The organism is Tepidiphilus margaritifer DSM 15129 (assembly GCF_000425565.1).
GTDB classification, from domain to species: Bacteria; Pseudomonadota; Gammaproteobacteria; order Burkholderiales; family Rhodocyclaceae; genus Tepidiphilus; species Tepidiphilus margaritifer.
This window is the reverse complement of the sequence record NZ_AUDR01000015.1, coordinates 24,751-41,974: the sequence shown is the minus strand read 5'-3', so window position 1 is coordinate 41,974 and position 17,224 is coordinate 24,751. Positions and strand designations below refer to the sequence as shown.

At 66.5% G+C, this 17,224-nt stretch carries 14 protein-coding genes; 5 read left to right on the top strand and 9 right to left on the bottom strand.

Translation table 11 applies throughout. The features are described from left to right. Positions 1-12: 12 nt before the first annotated feature. The 5 genes from mfd to amrB form a co-directional block, all read right to left on the bottom strand. Positions 13-3,477, bottom strand: coding sequence for a transcription-repair coupling factor (gene mfd / locus H607_RS0104335; protein WP_028874416.1), 3,465 nt, complete (start codon positions 3,475-3,477; stop codon positions 13-15). A 196-nt stretch (positions 3,478-3,673) separates the two neighbouring features. Further along, positions 3,674-4,417 (bottom strand): hypothetical protein, encoded by a 744-nt coding sequence (locus H607_RS12850; RefSeq protein WP_051240651.1) that lies wholly within the window; start codon positions 4,415-4,417, stop codon positions 3,674-3,676. An 11-nt stretch (positions 4,418-4,428) separates the two neighbouring features. Beyond that, the gene (amrS, locus tag H607_RS0104325; RefSeq protein WP_028874415.1) at positions 4,429-5,499 is read right to left on the bottom strand and encodes an AmmeMemoRadiSam system radical SAM enzyme; all 1,071 of its coding nucleotides are present in this window, start codon (positions 5,497-5,499) and stop codon (positions 4,429-4,431) included. Then, positions 5,496-6,086 carry an AmmeMemoRadiSam system protein A gene (gene amrA, locus H607_RS0104320; RefSeq protein WP_051240650.1) on the bottom strand — a complete coding sequence of 197 codons (591 nt, stop codon included), beginning with the start codon at positions 6,084-6,086 and terminating at the stop codon, positions 5,496-5,498. Before amrA ends, amrS begins: the two co-directional genes overlap by 4 nt. Further along, positions 6,064-6,891, bottom strand: coding sequence for an AmmeMemoRadiSam system protein B (amrB, locus tag H607_RS0104315; RefSeq protein WP_028874413.1), 828 nt, complete (start codon positions 6,889-6,891; stop codon positions 6,064-6,066). The genes amrA and amrB overlap by 23 nt, the downstream gene beginning before the upstream one ends. A gap of 119 nt (positions 6,892-7,010) precedes the next feature. On the opposite strand from amrB, the gene ispD reads away from it, so the two are divergent. Genes ispD through thpR form a run of 3 tightly spaced genes read left to right on the top strand, consistent with a single transcriptional unit; the run spans position 7,011 to position 8,717 of the window. Beyond that, entirely contained in the window at positions 7,011-7,703 is a 693-nt protein-coding gene (gene ispD / locus H607_RS0104310) for a 2-C-methyl-D-erythritol 4-phosphate cytidylyltransferase (protein WP_037989582.1), read from the top strand. Beyond that, on the top strand, positions 7,700-8,188 hold the full coding sequence (gene ispF / locus H607_RS0104305) for a 2-C-methyl-D-erythritol 2,4-cyclodiphosphate synthase (protein WP_028874411.1): 489 nt from the start codon (positions 7,700-7,702) through the stop codon (positions 8,186-8,188). Before ispD ends, ispF begins: the two co-directional genes overlap by 4 nt. After that, the gene (thpR, locus tag H607_RS11695) at positions 8,181-8,717 is read left to right on the top strand and encodes an RNA 2',3'-cyclic phosphodiesterase (protein WP_083961934.1); all 537 of its coding nucleotides are present in this window, start codon (positions 8,181-8,183) and stop codon (positions 8,715-8,717) included. Before ispF ends, thpR begins: the two co-directional genes overlap by 8 nt. A 16-nt stretch (positions 8,718-8,733) precedes the next feature. Here thpR and H607_RS11690 read toward each other — a convergent pair whose 3' ends face one another. Continuing rightward, positions 8,734-9,183, bottom strand: coding sequence for a host attachment protein (locus H607_RS11690; protein ID WP_051240648.1), 450 nt, complete (start codon positions 9,181-9,183; stop codon positions 8,734-8,736). A gap of 296 nt (positions 9,184-9,479) precedes the next feature. Between H607_RS11690 and H607_RS0104290 the strand changes: the two genes are divergently transcribed. Then, positions 9,480-11,159 carry a Na/Pi cotransporter family protein gene (locus tag H607_RS0104290; RefSeq protein ID WP_028874410.1) on the top strand — a complete coding sequence of 560 codons (1,680 nt, stop codon included), beginning with the start codon at positions 9,480-9,482 and terminating at the stop codon, positions 11,157-11,159. Positions 11,160-11,163: 4 nt separating this feature from the next. Here the strand turns inward: H607_RS0104290 and H607_RS0104285 are convergent, their stop codons facing one another. Together H607_RS0104285 and H607_RS0104280 are read right to left on the bottom strand one after the other, a co-directional pair. Then, positions 11,164-11,922, bottom strand: coding sequence for a M90 family metallopeptidase (locus H607_RS0104285; protein WP_028874409.1), 759 nt, complete (start codon positions 11,920-11,922; stop codon positions 11,164-11,166). 2 nt (positions 11,923-11,924) lie between these two features. Next, entirely contained in the window at positions 11,925-12,860 is a 936-nt protein-coding gene (locus H607_RS0104280) for a DMT family transporter (protein WP_028874408.1), read from the bottom strand. 46 nt (positions 12,861-12,906) lie between these two features. On the opposite strand from H607_RS0104280, the gene H607_RS0104275 reads away from it, so the two are divergent. Beyond that, entirely contained in the window at positions 12,907-15,096 is a 2,190-nt protein-coding gene (locus H607_RS0104275; protein ID WP_028874407.1) for a RelA/SpoT family protein, read from the top strand. Positions 15,097-15,105: 9 nt separating this feature from the next. Here H607_RS0104275 and ppk1 read toward each other — a convergent pair whose 3' ends face one another. Then, positions 15,106-17,193 carry a polyphosphate kinase 1 gene (ppk1, locus tag H607_RS0104270; RefSeq protein ID WP_028874406.1) on the bottom strand — a complete coding sequence of 696 codons (2,088 nt, stop codon included), beginning with the start codon at positions 17,191-17,193 and terminating at the stop codon, positions 15,106-15,108. Between the last annotated feature and the right edge of the window lie 31 nt (positions 17,194-17,224).

Here is a 17,224-nt window from a genome sequence, read left to right as displayed (position 1 = left end):
CCAAAAGGGGAATTATACGGTTTCGGTCGCCCGCGGAGCGAGCACGCGGGCGACGAGCTCGCGCACCGCGCGCACGCGCGAGTCTACGTCGGCGGTGGAACGGGTCTGCACCAGCCGGTCGGGTCCGACCATCTTGACACTGCGATCGTGCTGGATGAGCGCGACCACCTTGGCCGGATCGACGGGAGCATCGGGCGAGAATTGCACGCTGAGGCTTTTTTCGCTCGCATCGACCTTGGCCACGCCCCAGGGGGCAAGCGCGATCCGCAGGCGGTGGGTGGCTACCAGCGTGCGCGTCTGCGGCGGCAGCGGCCCGAAACGGTCGACGAGCTCTTCGGTGAGCTCTTGTAGCGCCGCTTCGCTGTCGACGTCGGCGAGCCGTTTGTAGAGCTCGAGCCGCACGCTCACGTCCGGGCAATAGTCGTCGGGCAGCAGCGCCGGGGCGTGCAGGTTGATCTCGGCCACGGTGCGGAAGGGGCGGGTGAGATCGCCCGGCTCCTGTCCGCTCTTGAGCCGGCGCACGGCTTCTTCCAGCATGCGGCTGTAGAGGGAGAACCCCACGCGCTGGATTTCGCCCGATTGCTCTTCTCCGAGGACTTCGCCCGCGCCGCGGATCTCCAAATCGTGCATCGCCAGATAGAAGCCCGAGCCGAGATCTTCGAGCTGGGCGATGGCTTCGAGCCGCTTCTGCGCCTGGGCGCTGGGTTTGACGTGCGGGTCGGTGAGGAGATAGGCGTAGGCTTGATGGTGGCTGCGTCCGACCCGTCCGCGCAGCTGGTGCAGCTGGGCGAGCCCGAAACGGTCGGCGCGGTCGATCAGGATGGTGTTGGCCGTGGGGATGTCGATGCCGGTCTCGATGATGGTGGTGCACAGCAGCAGATTCGCGCGCTGGTGCGTGAAGTCGCGCATGACGCGCTCGAGTTCGCGCTCGGACATCTGTCCGTGGCCGACGACGATGCGCGCCATCGGCAGCAGGCGCTCGAGTTCTTCGCGCACGTTCTCGATCGTACGCACTTCGTTATGCACGAAATAGACCTGCCCGCCGCGCTTGAATTCGCGCAGCACCGCCTCGCGGATCAGACCCTCCGAGCGGGGGGCGACGAAGGTCTTCACCGCCAGGCGCTTCTGGGGGGCGGTGGCGATGACGGAGAAGTCGCGCAGCCCCTCGAGCGCCATGCCCAGCGTGCGCGGGATGGGGGTGGCGGTGAGGGTGAGCACGTCCACTTCCTGACGCAGTTTCTTGAGCGCCTCTTTCTGCCGCACGCCGAAGCGGTGTTCCTCATCGATGATCACCAGCCCCAGGCGGGCGAAGCGCACGTCGGGTTGCAGCAAGCGGTGCGTGCCGATGGCGATGTCGATGCGCCCTTCGGCCAATCCCGCCAGGGCCTCTTTCTGCTCCTTGCTCGAGCGCAGGCGCGAGAGTTCGGCGATGCGCACCGGCCAGTCGGCGAAGCGGTCGGAAAAGGTCTGGAAGTGCTGCTCGGCAAGGAGCGTCGTGGGGGTGAGGATCACCACCTGCTTGCCGCTCGCCACGGCGGCGAAGGCGGCGCGCAGCGCCACCTCGGTCTTGCCGAAGCCCACGTCGCCGCACACGAGCCGATCCATGGGTTTGCTGGAGCGCATGTCGGCGAGCACGGCGTCGATCGCCGCTTGTTGGTCCGGCGTGGTCTCGAAGGGGAATCCGGCGCAAAAAGCCTCGTAGTCGCGTTCGTCGAATCCGAAGGCGATGCCGGGACGAGCGGCGCGCTGGGCGTAGAGCGCGAGCAGCTCGGCGGCGGTGTCCCGCGCCTGCTCGGCGGCCTTGCGTTTGGCCTTTTCCCATTGGCCGGACCCGAGGCGGTGCAGCTCGACGTGCTCGGGGTCGGCGCTGAGATAGCGCGACACGAGGTGCAGCTGGGCCACGGGTACGTAGAGTTTGTCGCCGCCGGCGTATTCGAGCTGGAGGAATTCGCCCTCGTCCGCCCCTAGCGGCATGCGCACGAGCCCCAGGTAGCGGCCGATGCCGTGCTCTTCATGCACCACCGGCGCGCCGGGCGTGAGTTCGGCGAGATCCTTGATCCAGCCCTCGGGCGTGGTGGCTTTGCTCGTCTGGCGTCGGTTGCGGGGCTTGGCGCCGCCGGTGAAGAGTTCTCCTTCGGTATAGACGAGGAGCCGTGCGGCCGGCAGGGAAAACCCGTGCTCGAGGGGCCCGACGGTGAGCGCGAGCGGGGCTTCGCCGGTGAGGAAAGCTTGCCAATGTTCGACGAGCGCCGGCTCCAATCCCGCCTCGCGCAGGCGCTCGAGGAGAGTCTCTCGCCGTCCCGGCGTCTGGACGACCAGGAGCACCCGTTCGCCCGCCGCAGCGGCGGCATGCACCGCTTGCTCCAGCGCCGCAAGGGGCTTGGGGGCGCGCGCGTCGATCGCCGCCGGCGGTGGAGTGCGAGATTCTTCGGACTCGGCCCCGTCGCCGCGCAGCTCGAAGCGAGGCACCGCTTTCAAGGCGGTGTAAAACCCTTCGGCATCGAGAAAGAGGGAAGACGGCGGCAGGATGGGGCGGCTACGATCCCCGCCCAGCAGGCGATGGCGCGCTTCCAGTTCCTGCCAGAAGGACTCGATCGCCGCCGGGCAGTCGCCGTGGAGCAGCCAGCTCGCTTCCGCGCCCACGTAGTCGAAGAGCGTGGCCGTCTCATCGAAAAAGAGGGGAAGGTAGTACTCGATGCCGGCGGGCCATACGCCCTGGCTGACGTCCTTGTAGAGCATGGCGCGGCTCGGGTCGCCTTCGAAGGTCTCGCGGAAACGCCGGCGGAAAGTGGTGCGACCCTCTTCGTCGGTGGGGAATTCGCGGGCTGGCAGCAGCTCCACTTCGGGCACGGGGTAGAGGGTGCGCTGGGAGTCGGGGTCGAAGGTCTTGATGCGCTCGATCTCCTCGTCGAAGAGCTCGATGCGGTAGGGGAGCGACGCGCCCATGGGGAAGAGGTCGACGATGCCGCCGCGCACGGCGAATTCGCCCGGACGCAGCACCTGGGCGACCGGCTCGTAGCCCGCCAGGGCCAGCTGCCGGCGCAACCCTTCGAGTTCGAGCGCCGCACCCTGCCTGAGCGAGAAAGTGTGCGCGGCGATGAAGGCGGGCGGAGGCAGGCGGCCGAGCGCCGTGGCCGCGGCGACGAAGACGAGATCGAGCGTGCCTTGCGTGAGGGCGTAGAGGGTAGCGATGCGCTCGGAGACGAGGTCCTGGTGTGGCGAGAAAGGATCGTAGGGGAGCGTTTCCCAGTCGGGAAAGAGTCGTGCCCGCAGCTTGGGGGCGAAGAAACGCACTTCTTCGGCGAGGCGCTGCGCGTCCAGGGGCGAGGCGGTCACCACCACCAACGGGCGGCGCCGGCTCGCGAGTTCGGCGATGAGGAGGGCATCGGCACTGCCGGCGAGGCGGGGAAAACGGAAGGTCTGACCGGCTTGCGGCCAGCGCAGCCGCTCGAGCACGGGAAGGAGCGTTTGGGTCATTCGGCAGATTGGCGTGATGCAGTCGAGGGAAAAAAGAGGGGAAGGAGCGATTCTACTCCGCCGCGGCTCCGGGGAAACGCTGAATAATTGGCTGTGCGGGCGAATCGCCGCGTTGCGCGGTGCTCGCTCCCTCGCCTATCTACTCGATATGTCTCGGTCGCTGCGCTCCGTGCGCCTTGCGCTTCATCCCGCTCGCTCATTTCTTCAGCGTCTCCCCAAGGGCGCGCGGCAGATGGCGTTCGAACCACTCGCAGGTGAGGGCGATTGCCTCCGGCCACGGCCCTGCGGGCGGCGGCGGGGGCAGGTGTTCCCAGCGTTTCTCGGTACCGATGTGCGGCCATGCGGTGGTGTTCGGTTTGTCGTCGGTGGCGGAAGAAGTCAGGAGCTGGATCGGGACGGTCAGCGCGAGGAGCGGACCTGCGCCCGCCAGATCGATCCGTCCTTCCAGACAGGAGAGGGCGTAAAAAGTTTGGGTTTCGCGCGCCGCGAGCCGGATCAGCACCGCGGCGGCGGTGCGCCAGCCGACGGCGGCCAGAGGCAGGGTGCCGCGAAACGGTTGATGTTCCAGCCATTCGAGCACGATGGCAGCGCGCTCGCCGAGGTCGGTGACGTGCCAAGCGAGCTCTTCGGCGTTGGCGCATTCCTCGGGGGTGAGCAGGCAGGCGGTCAGGGTGCCGAAGCCCCGTGCGGTGAGGGCTTGGGAAAGCGCCTGGTCCCGGGCTGCATCGTCTCCGGTCTCGAGGATGAGGACGAAGGCGCGCGTGGAGTCGGGGAGCGCGAACGAGACGTCGATCCACGAGCGTTCGCCAACCTTGAGCCGCAGCGCCTGGACGCAGAATGCCCACCGGGCACGTCCTTCCTGGGTCACGACGCCCGCGGCGGGGGATAGCCCTTGGGGGGCGCCGGGTACGCCTTCGGCAAAACCGGAGGGTGCGGTCATGTCGAGCTCCTTCAGGCACCGAGGACGATCGGTATGCGCCGGTTGCCGAAGTGCCCGGGAGCGCGGGCAAAGCGCCCCTCGATCTCCCGTCCGCAGGTGGGACAGTGCCCTTCGGGCGTGAGCGCATAGCGGGTGATGACGTAGCCGTCGCGCTCGATCAGCCGGGTACCGCAGTCGGGGCAATAGGTCGTCGAACCCTCCCGATCGCGGACGTTGCCGGTATAGACGTAGGCGAGCCCCTCTTCGCGGGCGATGGCCCGCGCCCGCACCAGGGTCTGCGGTGGGGTGGGCGGACGATCGAGCATCTTGAAAGCAGGGAAGAATGCGGTGAAGTGCAGCGGAACGGTGGTTTTGAGCTCGTCGCGCACCCAGCGCGACAAGGCCCGGATCTCGCTTTCGCTGTCGTTGAGACCGGGGATGAGGAGCGTGGTGATCTCGACCCAGACGTTGGTGTGGTGCACGAGGTAACGCAAGGTATCGAGCACTGGCTGGAGTTTGCCGCCGCAGTAGCGGAAATAGAATTCCTCGGTAAACCCTTTGAGATCGACGTTGGCTGCGTCCATCACGGCGAAGAATTCCTCCCGGGCGCCGGGTTCGATGTAGCCGTTAGTCACGGCCACCGTATAGAGTTGGTGCTTGCGGGCGAGTTCGGCACAGTCGATCGCGTATTCGGCAAAGATGATCGGATCGTTGTAGGTGAAGGCGAGTCCCTGGGCGCCGTAGGCAAGCGCCGCTTCCACGATGGCCTCGGGCGTGCCGGAATCGTCGAGCGTGGCGTCGAGCTCCTTGGCCGCCGAAATCGACCAATTCTGGCAGTATTTGCAGGCGAGGTTACAGCCGGCCGTGCCGAAGGAGAGTACCGCAGTGCCGGGGTAGAAGTGATTGAGCGGTTTCTTCTCGATGGGGTCGATGCAGAAACCGCTCGATCGGCCGTAGGTGGTGAGCACCATCTGGCCACCGAGGTTGGCGCGCACGAGGCAAGCGCCATGCTGCCCCTCGCGCAGTTTGCAGCGACGCGGGCACAGGATGCATTCGAGGCGCCCGTCGGGCAGGCGCCGGTAGTAGCGGGCAGGGGCGTTCATCGTACGGCTCCGGCGGGCAGGGGTTCTTTCCATTTGGCCACCGTGTAGCGCGCGGCCATGAGGTTGCGCGCGGGGCGGCGCGGGTCGAGTCCCGCCTTGAGCTTGAGGGCGGCGAGGAAGTGATGCGGATCGGGGATCTCTTCCCACACCTGGGGCAGGAAGGTGGCGGCGTTGCAGCCGGAGAAGATCATTAGGCCGTCGATGCCGGGGCGAAGTTGCGCCAGCAGCGCTTCCTCGTCGCGGAATTCGAGGAATTCGAGCGGCGAGAGCAGCGACACCTCGATGCGGATGAGGGGCAGCTCGTCGGGCGTGACGGGTGGAAAGCGAGGATCGCGTGTGGCGACGGCGATCGCATTCTCGGCGACGTCCTGGCGCAGCGGTCGCTGGGCGCGCACCGAGCCGATGCAGCCGCGCAGTTCCCCTTCTTCGGTGAGCGTGACGAAGGTGGCACCGGGCTCGTCGAGCCGCGGATCTTCCGGCCGGGGCAGGCGGCGACCGGTGAGATGCTCGGTGATGGCGGCGCGGGCATGGGCGAGCAACACCTGCCCGAGTCGCTCGTCGACCTCAATGGATGGCTTCGGCTCCATGGCGAACCTCCTCGGTGAAGGCGATGCTGGTGTAGCCGACGACCCGGTCACGGTCGCCAAAAGTGTCGCCGCTGTTGCAATAGGCAATGAAATGGGGTTGGAGCTGGCGACGCCGGGCGGCGAGGAGCAAGCCGTCGATGGCGATCGCCCCACAGGCATCGTCCGGTGTGATCGTCGCGTCGCCCTGCAGGATGCGCTCGATCGTGGCCTGGTCGAGGGCGCGGGCTTCGTCGTAGGGGTGGTAGTGCGAGAGGTCGGAGCTCACGAGGATGAGCGTCTCGGGCCCGTCCCAAAGCGTCTCCATCACGCGAGCGACATTGACCGGGTCGGTCCAGCCGACGACGAAGGGAACCAGGGTGAAACTCGGTAAAATGCTCTGCAGGAAGGGGAGCTGCACTTCCAGGCTGTGCTCGAGCTCGTGGGCCCGGTCCGAGACTTCCACCTGGGGCAATTTCAAGGCTTCGTTCCATGCGTCCATGTCGACGGGGACGTCGCCGAGCGGTGTGCGAAAGGCGCTTGCCTGCGGTAGCGCCAATCCGAGCAGGGGAACGCGGTGCGCCGGGCCGAAGAGCACGACGCGCCGGATGCGCGATGCAAAAGGGGTGAGTTGGTTGTAGCCGCCGGCGGCGATGATTCCCGAATAATCGTAGCCCGCGTGCGGCACGATCAGGGCCTTTGGCGCCGTCGGCAGCGAGGCCGGCGCGGCCCGGGCGAAACTCGCGGCGAGATGGGCCTGCAGACTACGCGCCGAAGCGGGGTAGAAGAGCCCGCTCACGGCGGGGGGGCGAATGGTTCGTGCAGCCATGATGTTGGTCCTGCGTGGTACGGCCAAGGAACGAAGGTGGTTCGGGCGAGCGAATTCGTTACCAACTCATTATAGTTCGCGCGGCAACGGGGGTCGGAAAAAGTGCAAAAGGAAGGATCATGAGCGTGACGGCCATCGTGCCGGCGGCCGGGGTGGGGCGGCGCAGCGGTTTGGCTTTGCCCAAACAATACGCCGATCTCGCGGGACGGCCGCTGCTGTGGCATACGCTCGCGCGGCTGGTCGAACCCGCATGGATCGACCGCGTGCTCGTGGCGCTGGCCGTCGACGACACCCACTGGCGCTGCTACGATTGGTCGGGGCTGGGTCCCAAGGTCGAGCCGCTCTTCTGCGGTGGCCCCACGCGCAGCGCGACCGTGGGCAATGCCTTGCGCGTGCTCTCCGCCCGCGGGGCGAGGCCCGACGACTGGGTCATGGTGCATGATGCGGCGCGCCCCTGCCTGCGCGGGGAATACCTGACGCAATTGGCCGAAGTGCTGGGGCACGACGAGGTGGGCGGTCTCCTAGCGGTGCCGGTCGCCGACACCGTCAAGCGCGCCGATGCCCGCGGCCGTGTCGCCGCGACCGTGCCGCGAGAGGGGCTGTGGCTCGCCCAGACGCCGCAGATGTTTCGTTTCGCCGTAGTGCGCACGGCGCTCGAACGCCATCCCGATGTGACGGACGAGGCGAGCGCCGTGGAGGCGATGGGTTTGGCGCCGAAACTGGTGGAGGGCGATCCGATGAACCTGAAGGTGACGCGGCCGGGCGATCTGGCTCTCGCCGCGGCGATCCTGAGGCTGCAGGAGGAAGCATGATCCGGGTGGGGTTGGGGTTCGACGTGCACGCCTTGGTGCCGGGAAGGCGCTGCGTGATCGGCGGGGTCGAGATCGCCCATGCCGAGGGCTTGCTCGGGCATTCGGACGCCGACGTGCTGCTACACGCAGTCACCGACGCAGTGCTGGGCGCGGCGGGCTTGGGCGACATCGGTTCGTGGTTTCCCGACAGCGATGCGCGCCATGCCGGCGCCGACAGCCGGGAGCTGCTCGCGCAGGCTTGGGCGGCGGTGCGGGCGGCGGGATGGCGTCTGGGGAACCTCGACGCCGTGGTGATCTGCCGTCGGCCGCGCATCGCTCCTTACGTGCCGCAGATGAAGGCGACGATCGCCGGCTTGCTCGACGCCCCGCCGGCCGCGATCCAGGTGAAGGGCAAGACCACCGAGGGGCTCGGTTTCACCGGCCGCGGCGAAGGGGTGGCGGCACAGGTGGTGGTTCTGCTCGAAGGCGAGGGGGCCCGTGTCTGACAACGTACGGCTTTTCTATGCACTGTGGCCTCCGCGAACCTGGGCACAGGCGTGGTATGAGGCGACGCGCCGGTGGGCGCGAGGGCGAACGCGCGTGAAAGTCGTCCCGCCCGAACGGCTGCATCTGACGCTCGTTTTTCTCGGGGAGGTGCCGCGTGAGCGCCTGGGTGCCTTTCTCGCTCTGGGCGCGGCGATGGGTCCTGTGCCGGACGAACCGCTCGTGCTTGAGCGTTTCGAGTGTTGGGCGAAACCCAGGGTAGCGTGCTTGAGCGGCCCGCCGCCGCAAGGCGCATGGTCGCGTTTCGTCGAACGTCTGGCCCGGGAATCGCGGGCTTTGGGCGCAAAGGTGGAGCATCGACCGTTTCGCCCGCACGTGACGCTCGCGCGAAAAGTAAGCCCCGAGGCGTTCGACGCTCCAGGGCTTGGCGTGGGCTTGCCGATCCATTGGTCCGCCGCCGGTTTCCGTCTGATCCGCTCCGAATCGGGACCGAAGGGGTTGCGCTACCTGACGGCGGGCGAATTTTCCTGAACCGGCTCGATGCGGCTTACGCGGGTGGCAGCAGCGCCTCGGCCGCCTTCTCGGCGATGGTCTTGTCGTCGGCCTTGGTGTAGTCTTTCTCCACGTCGCGCACCAGGATCTTGCGCGTGGGCTCGTCGAGGTGCTCCTTGACGAGCGCCAGGAAGTTGGCCGGGCCCATCAGCACGAGCTGCTCGAGCGCATGCTCGACGCGGGCTTCACGCAAACGGCGCGCCACTTCGATGGCGAATCGTTCGGCTTCGTACTTTTTGGGCGGCACGGGCGGCTCGCCGGTATGCGGCGCCTTGTCACCACCCGTGCCCGGGAACGGCAGGTTGTCAGTGATCAGTTCGCGGTTGGGCAGACGGCTTTCCGGATGTTCGCGGGTCTCGACCAGTCGCACGCCGGACTTGAAACCGAGGAATTCGTAGAACTTGGCCACGCTCGCATTGGCGACCAATACCCAAGTTTTTTTCATGATTCGACTCCTTTCAATGATGAATGGGTATAAACGCCATTTTCACTGCTCAGATTAGGCGTTTTTACGGGAAAAGTCCACCCCTTCCGGTGAACGCAGAGCAAACGCAAAAAAATCAAAAGGAATAAAATCGTCCTCGCCCCGGAACTCTGCCCTGCCTGGCGGCGTCGATTTGACGTAATGAGGCGGCGATTCTATCGTGAAGGACGGCTCGCATGACCTACTGCGCGGCCGCTCGAGACGGTTCTTCGAGCCGCCCGTGAAGAGAATCCGGCCGGGACGATAGGGGAGAATCGATGGCGATCAGGGTGCTGCTCAACCTGCTCGGCGGCGTGGCGCTGCTGCTGTGGGGTCTGCACATGGTGCAGAGCGGCCTGTTGCGCGCCTTCGGTGCGCGGCTCAAGCGTTGGCTCGCGCGGGTGCTGCGCCATCGCGCCAAGGCCTTCCTCGCCGGGCTCGTCGTGACCGCCATCTTGCAAAGCAGTACGGCCACCGCCCTCATGATCTCGTCTTTTTCGGCGGTGAATCTCGTCGAGCTGACCCCCGCCTTGGCGGTGATGCTTGGCGCCAACGTGGGCACCACGCTGGTCGTGCAGCTGCTCTCTTTCGACACGTCCCTGCTCTCGCCCGTATTGCTCTTCGTGGGGCTGATCGCCTTTCGCCGGGGGGCGCAGACGGTGACGCGTGATCTCGGCCGGGTGGCGATCGGCCTGGGGCTCATGCTGCTTGCCCTGCACCTCATGCTGGAGTCCCTCGCCCCCGTGGAGCATGCGGTCCTGGTGCATGAACTGCTGGCCGCCCTGGGGGATGAGCCACTGCTCATGCTCCTCATCGGGGCGGCCCTCACCTGGGCGGCGCATTCCAGTGTGGCGATCGTGCTCTTCGCCTCTTCGCTCGCCGGCACCGGCGCGCTCGATACCGTACCGGCGCTCGTTCTGGTGCTGGGGGCAAACCTGGGTAGCGCGATCAATCCGCTGCTCGAGAGCCATGGCGGCAATCCGGCGCACCTTCGCCTGCCCTTTGCCAATCTGCTCATCCGGTTCATCGGCTGCCTCGTCTTTCTGCCGCTGCTCGATCCGGCCGCGCGCCTGCTCTCGGGCTTCGAGGCAAATCCTTTGCGCCAGGTGGCGGATTTTCATACGCTGTTCAATTTGCTGTTGGCCGTGGCGTTCTTCCCCGCGCTAGACTTGCTTGCCCGTCTGCTCGAGCGCCTCTTGCCCGATACACGAGGTGGGCAGGATCCCGCTGTGCCCGTCCATCTGGATGAGCGGGCGCTGGACGTTCCGGCGGTGGCGCTCGCGTGCGCCGCGCGCGAGACGCTGCGTCTGGGTGAGCTGGTCGAGACGATGCTGCGTCAGGGGATGCAGGCGGTGTTCGCCAATGATCGCAAGCTCGCCTCGGAGGTGTCGCGGATGGACAACGCCGTCGACCGCCTGCACGAGGCGATCAAGCTCTATCTGGTACGCCTCATCCGTGCGAGCGACGACGAGGCAGTGCATCGGCGGGCGATGGAACTCATGGCGCTCGCGCTCAACCTCGAACACATCGGCGACATCATCGACAAGAACCTGATGGAGTTGGCGACGAAGAAGATCAAGCGCCATCTCGAATTCTCGGACGAAGGCCGGCATGAGCTGGAAGAATTCCATCGTCTGGTCAGCGACAATCTGCAGCTGGCGCTCAGCGCTTGCCTCACGCGCGACCATGAGCTCGCCCGGATGCTGCGCGAGGAGAAGTCGCGCATCCGCGAGCTGGAACTGGCTGCCGTGCGCAGTCACCTCGCCCGCCTGCAGGAAGGCAGGGCGGAGAGCATCGAGACGAGCTCACTGCACCTGGACCTGCTGCGCGATCTCAAACGCATCCATTCGCACGTCTGCGCCGCGGTCTATCCGCTGCTGCGCGCTGATGGAGGAGCTGAACGCGACGGCGACGAAACCGTTTCGGTTGAAACGATCGAAGGGGAGGAAGGGCCGTGAGCGCTCATCGGGAGCGTGCAGGCTCCATGCCGTAGACCTCACACAGGGCGGCGAAAAGAGTCGGATCCCAGACGGCGAGCGCCTCCGGTTCGGCGAAGAAGGTCTCCGTCGCCACGGGAAAGAATTCTTCCGGCCCTTCTTCGGCATAGGGGTCGAGCGGCGGGGACTTCCCGGCATCGAGCTCGTCTTGCAGCCGCTGCAGCGCGGTTGCCATCACGCGTTCCCAGCGGGCGCGCGGCAGGGAGGGCGGCAGGAGCGGGACGCCGTCGAGCGCCCCGTCGGCGAGGTCCAGTCGGTGGGCGAATTCGTGCAGTACCACCTGCATCCCTTCCTCCTCGTCCGTGCCCCAACTCACGATGACCGGGCCGCCCTCCCAGGTTTCGCCGTAGAGTTCGTCGTCGAATTCATGCACCAGCCCGATCTCGTCGGCAAAGCGGCGGCGCACGCGAAAGGGTTCGGGGTAGACGATGACCCCGACGAAGTCGTCGTAAATGCCCAAGCCCGTGCGGTGTGCCACCAGCGCCGCCTGCCAGGCGATATTGCCGGCGAGCAGGTCGGTGATGGGCAGCCCGTGCGCCCCATAGAAGGTCTTGGTGGCGAGAAAACGGGCGGCGAGGCGGCGCACCCGCTCGCGCGCCGTCGGCGGGATGTTGTGCAAAAAAGGGAGGGTACTCTCGACTGCTTTCCAGAAAGTCTCGTCCGGTTCGGCATGTTCCCTCCGGGAACGCCAGAGGCGGCGCAAGGCATCGATCCAGGCAGGCATGGCTAAACCCTTTCGTGCCGGCGCTGCGGCAAGCGCGGCCGCGCCGTGGCAAGCAGGATTCCGGCGAGGATGGCGACGATGCCCACGGCGTGATACCACGCCGGCCGCTCGCCGAGAAAAACGAAGGCAAAGAGCGGCGTGAGCGCCGGCATCAGGTGCAGGAACAAGCTGCCGATGCTGGGGCCGACCACCGCCACGCCGGCGTTGTAGCACACCATACCGAGGAAGCCCGGGAAGATGCCGACGTAGAGGATGGCGAGCAACGACTCGGCGCGCCAGCGTAGCGGCGGACCATCGCGCCATTCCCACAGGCCGAAGGGCAGCAGCACGAGGATGCCCACGGCGATGAACACCGCCAGCTGTGCCATGGGATCGATGCCGGCCGGCCGGCGGTGCAGCGCCACGGTATAAACGCCCCATACCGCCACGGCCCCCAACATCCACAGGTCACCACGGTTGAACGACAACGAAGCGAGCACTTGCCAGCGCCCCTGGGCGACGATGGTGAGCACCCCAACGAGCGATACCGCCACGCCCAGTGCCTGCCGGCGCGTGAGGCGGTGTCCGAGCACGGCGGCGGCGAGCAGCATCGTTGCCACCGGCGTGAAGGAATTGAGCATCGCCGCGTTGGTGGCGCTCGTGTGCCGTAGCGCCAGGTAGGCGAATGTGTTATAACATCCCACCCCCAACACCCCAAGCAGCGCCAGGATCGCCCAATGACGGAGCACCGCCGCCCATTGCCGTCGCAGCGGCGGCAGCGCCCATGGCAGGGTCAGGAGGAAGGCGACGATCCAGCGTCCCAGCGCGAGCGTCACCGGGGGAACCTCGTCGCGGATCGCTCGTCCGACGATCATGTTGCTCGACCAGAAGGCTACGGCCAAGGTGAGCAAGAGATAGGGGTGGGAAGCGGCGAAAGAGGGCGCGTGGCGCTCGCGCATCGAGGACTCCCGTCTCACGGATCGAAGGATAGTTTCGCACGAAACCATGGTCGCCACTCAACTGACACTTGCCGCCAAGGCACCCGATCTCGCGCTTGCCGCTCTCACCGAGGGGTTGTCCATCGAACAGGCCGAGGCGGTGCGCGAGGCCCATGAGTTCGCCCGGAGCGTGTTCGCCGATCTGTGCCTCGCTACCGGAGAGCCGGTGTTCGACCATGCGGTGGCGGTGGCGCTCATCGCCGCCGAACTGCGGCTCGACCCGGCCTCGCGCATCGCCGGCCTGCTCTATGCCGTGCCGGTGCGGGCGCCGGAGCATTTCGAATGGGTCACGTCGCGCTTCGATGCCGACGTGCCGCGGTTGCTGCGCGGCCTGCAGCGCCTCGAAGGTTTGCGCCTGCCTGTGGGGGCGGACGATGCGGTCCAAACCGAGACGCTGCGCAAGATGCTGCTCGCGCTGGTCGAGGACATTCGCGTGGTGCTGCTGCGGCTGGCCTCGCGCCTGCAGACCCTGCGCTGGTTCGCCAGCGAGGGCGAAGAGACCCCGGCGCGAGTCGACTACGCCCGCGAGAGCCTGGCGCTCTATGCGCCGCTGGCGAACCGCCTCGGCGTGGGGCAGATCAAGTGGGAGATCGAGGACCTCTCTTTTCGCTTCCTCGAACCCGAGACCTACAAGCGCATCGCCCGCCTGCTCGACGAACGCCGGCTCGAGCGTGAGGCGTTCGTCGCCCGTGTGGTGCAGCGACTCTCGGCCGAAGTGGCGGCGCTCGGCATCGCCGGTGCCGAAGTCTATGGTCGGGCCAAGCACATCTACAGTATCTGGAACAAGATGCGCAAGAAAGGACTCGATTTCTCGCAGGTCTATGACGTGCGCGCGGTTCGGGTGCTGGTGCCGGCGGTGGCCGACTGCTATGCGGTTTTGAGCCGCGTGCATGAACTGTGGCCGCCCATTGCTGGGGAGTTCGATGACTACATCGCCCGTCCCAAACCCAATGGTTATCGGTCGCTGCACACCGCCGTGCGTGCCGAAGACGGCCGGCCGCTCGAAGTCCAGGTGCGCACCTTCGAGATGCACCGCCATGCCGAATTCGGCGTGGCGGCGCACTGGCGCTACAAGGAAGGGGCAGCCAAGTCCTCGCCCTACGACCAGAAGATCGCTCTTCTACGTTCGCTGCTTGCCTGGCGCGATGAGGTGGTCGACAGCAGCGAATGGGCCGATCGCGTGCGCCACGCGGTGCAGGACGATACCATTTTCGTGCTCACCCCAACAGGGCGCGTCGTCGATCTCCCGCAGGGGGCCACGCCGGTCGACTTCGCCTACCGCATCCACACCGACGTCGGTCATCGCTGCCGCGGCGCGCGCGTCGACGGCCAGCTCGTTCCGCTCGACACCCCTCTGCGTTCGGGGCAGACGGTGGAAGTGATCACCGCCAAGGAAGGCGGTCCGTCGCGCGACTGGCTCAATCCGGCGCTGGGCTACGTCAAAACGAAAACGGCGCGTGCCAAGATTCGTGCCTGGTTCGCCCAGCAACAGGAGGCGGAGCTCCTTGCCCGCGGGCGCTCGCTGGTGGAGCGGGAACTGCAGCGCGAGGGGCATAGCCGCACCAATCTGGAAAAACTCGCCGAGCGGCTCGGATTCAAGTCACCCGAGGCGCTTTACCGTGCCGCCGCCCGCGGCGAGGTCGGGCCGCGGGCTATCGTACAGGCGCTACAGCCGGCCGTGAGCGAAACCCGACCCGAGGAGCCGCTCACGGTGCCGCTGCAGGCGCCGTCGGCGCGCGCTGGCGGAGCGATCCTCGTTGGAGGGCAAAGCGGTCTCCTGACCGCCTTGGCACGCTGCTGTCACCCCATGCCGCCCGATGAGATCGTGGGCTTCGTCACGCGGGGTCGAGGGGTGACGATCCACCGCGCCGACTGTCGTGACCTCCTCGAACTGAGCCTGCGCCATCCCGAGCGTCTCGTGTCCGTGCAATGGAACGAGGTCGGTGCCGATGTCGGCTCGCGCCGTGCCTATCCGGTCGAAATCCAGATCGAGGCACACGACCGCCAGGGGCTGCTGCGTGACGTGAGCGAGGTCTTCACGGTACAGCGGCTCAACGTCACCGCCGTGCAGACCTTGACCACGCAGCACCGGGCACGGATGAGCTTTACGGTGGAGGCGCCGGACGCCGAGCGGCTCGCGAGCGCGATCGCGGCGCTGCGCGCCGTGCCCGACGTGGTGGACGTGCGCCGGCGCTGACCGGCGGCGTCACAGGGGCTTGGCCAGTTCCTGCAGCAGGATCTCCTGCGCCGCCCGACGCTGCCGCCGGGCGTGCTTGAGGCGATAGCGCCCGTCGACGTCGAGTTCCCAGGCTTGGGCGTTGTCGAGGAGATAGATGCGCAATCCCTCCTTGATGACCCGGCGCTTGAGCTTGGGGTCGAGCACGGGAACGGCGACCTCGACGCGGCGGAAGAAATTGCGCTCCATCCAGTCGGCGCTCGAGAGATACACCTTCTGCTCGCCGTCGGCATGGAAACAGAAAATGCGGTGGTGTTCGAGAAAGCGCCCGACGATGGAACGCACCCGGATGCGCTCCGAGAGATTGTCCACACCGGGGCGCAGGGCGCAGGCGCCGCGCACGATGAGATCGATCTCCACGCCCGCCTGTGAGGCCTCGTAGAGCGCCTCGATCACTTCCGGCTCGAGCAGCGCGTTCATCTTGGCGATGATGCGCCCCTTGCGACCGGCGCGGGCGGCTTCGGCTTCGGCGCGGATGTGCGCGAGCACGTTCTCGTGCAAGGTGAAGGGCGCCTGCCACAGATGATGCAGCTCACCCGGTTTGCCCAGACCGGTGATCGAATCGAAGATCTCGGAGACGTCCTGCCCGATGACCTCGTCGGACGTCATCAGGCCGAAATCGGTGTACAGGCGGCTCGTGCGGGGATGGTAATTGCCGGTACCGAGGTGGCAGTAGCGACGCAGTTTGCCTTCCTCGCGGCGCACGATCATCAGGAGCTTGGCGTGCGTCTTGAACCCGAAGATGCCATAGACCACGTGTGCCCCGGCGTCGTGCAGGCGGTTCGCCCATTGGATATTGGCTTCCTCGTCGAATCGCGCCATCAGCTCCAGCACCACCGTCACTTCCTTGCCCCGCTGCGCGGCGCGGATGAGGTGCTCCATCAGTACCGAGTCGGTGCCGGTGCGATACACCGTCATCTTGATGGCCATCACGTTGGGATCGTCGGCCGCCACCTTGAGGAAGTTGATCACCGGCTCGAAACTCTCGTAGGGATGGTGCAGCAAGATGTCCTGGCGGCGCAGGACGCGGAAGATGTCCAGCGGTCGCGAGAGTTCGCGCGGGATGCGGGGTTGGAATGGGCGATACTTCAGATCCGGTCGGTCGACCAGGTCGGGGATGGACATGAGCCGCACCAGATTGACGATGCCGGGCACGCGATAGAGGTCCTTGGGCGTGAGGTGGAAATGCTCCAGCAGGAACTGCGCCATCTGCTCGGAACAATTCTCCGCCACCTCCAGCCGTACCGCGTCGCCGAAGTGGCGGTGCTGCAACTCTTCCTTGAGCGTGTCGCGCAGGTCTTTGATTTCTTCTTCGTCGAGAAAGAGATCGGAGTTGCGCGTGACGCGAAACTGGTAGCAGCCCTTGATCTCCATGCCGTGAAAGAGCAGATGCACGTGCTCGTGGATCACCGCCGAGAGGAAGACGAAAGTGTAGGGGTGCTCGCTCACTTCCTTGGGCAAGCGGATGACGCGCGGCAGCGCCCGCGGGGCCTGCACGATGGCGCGCCCCGAGGCGCGGCCGAAGGCATCGGTTCCTTCGAGCTCGATGGCGAAGTTCAGACTCTTGTTGAGCACCCGGGGGAAGGGGTGCGCCGGATCGAGCCCGATCGGCGTGAGGAGCGGCTGCACCTGGGTACGGAAATAATCCTCGATCCAGCGGCGTTGCTGCTCGTTCCATTCGTGGCGGCGCAGGAAGACGATTCCTTCGTGCGCAAGCGCCGGAAGGATCTCTTGATTGAGCAAAGCGTATTGCCGCGCCACGAGGGAATGGACCTCGGCGCTGATTTGCTCGAGCAGCTCTTCGAGCGGGATGCCATCGATACCGGGGCGGGTCACGCCCTGGCGCTGCTGTTCCTTCAAGCCGGCGACGCGGATCTCGAAGAATTCGTCGAGGTTGCTCGAGACGATGCACAGAAAGCGCAGACGCTCGAGCAGCGGCACCGTTGGCTCGGCGGCATTGGCTAGCACCCGGCGCTGGAATTGCAGCAGCGACAGGTCGCGATTGAAGAAGTGCTCCGCGGGATAGGTTTTCGGGGGGCGCGCGAGGGATACGGGCATGCGTTGCTCCGGGCCGGGTATCAGTGAATCA

Excerpts from the sequence above, each read along its gene's own strand:
- H607_RS0104275 (WP_028874407.1), top strand. The coding sequence starts at position 12,907 with ATGGTCGCCACTCAACTGACACTTGCCGCCAAGGCACCCGATCTCGCG.
- amrA (WP_051240650.1), bottom strand. The coding sequence starts at position 6,086 with ATGGAGCCGAAGCCATCCATTGAGGTCGACGAGCGACTCGGGCAGGTG.
- H607_RS0104280 (WP_028874408.1), bottom strand. The coding sequence starts at position 12,860 with ATGCGCGAGCGCCACGCGCCCTCTTTCGCCGCTTCCCACCCCTATCTC.
- ispD (WP_037989582.1), top strand. The coding sequence starts at position 7,011 with ATGAGCGTGACGGCCATCGTGCCGGCGGCCGGGGTGGGGCGGCGCAGC.
- H607_RS11690 (WP_051240648.1), bottom strand. The coding sequence starts at position 9,183 with ATGAAAAAAACTTGGGTATTGGTCGCCAATGCGAGCGTGGCCAAGTTC.
- H607_RS12850 (WP_051240651.1), bottom strand. The coding sequence starts at position 4,417 with ATGACCGCACCCTCCGGTTTTGCCGAAGGCGTACCCGGCGCCCCCCAA.
- ispF (WP_028874411.1), top strand. The coding sequence starts at position 7,700 with ATGATCCGGGTGGGGTTGGGGTTCGACGTGCACGCCTTGGTGCCGGGA.
- amrS (WP_028874415.1), bottom strand. The coding sequence starts at position 5,499 with ATGAACGCCCCTGCCCGCTACTACCGGCGCCTGCCCGACGGGCGCCTC.
- H607_RS0104290 (WP_028874410.1), top strand. The coding sequence starts at position 9,480 with ATGGCGATCAGGGTGCTGCTCAACCTGCTCGGCGGCGTGGCGCTGCTG.
- mfd (WP_028874416.1), bottom strand. The coding sequence starts at position 3,477 with ATGACCCAAACGCTCCTTCCCGTGCTCGAGCGGCTGCGCTGGCCGCAA.
- ppk1 (WP_028874406.1), bottom strand. The coding sequence starts at position 17,193 with ATGCCCGTATCCCTCGCGCGCCCCCCGAAAACCTATCCCGCGGAGCAC.
- H607_RS0104285 (WP_028874409.1), bottom strand. The coding sequence starts at position 11,922 with ATGCCTGCCTGGATCGATGCCTTGCGCCGCCTCTGGCGTTCCCGGAGG.
- amrB (WP_028874413.1), bottom strand. The coding sequence starts at position 6,891 with ATGGCTGCACGAACCATTCGCCCCCCCGCCGTGAGCGGGCTCTTCTAC.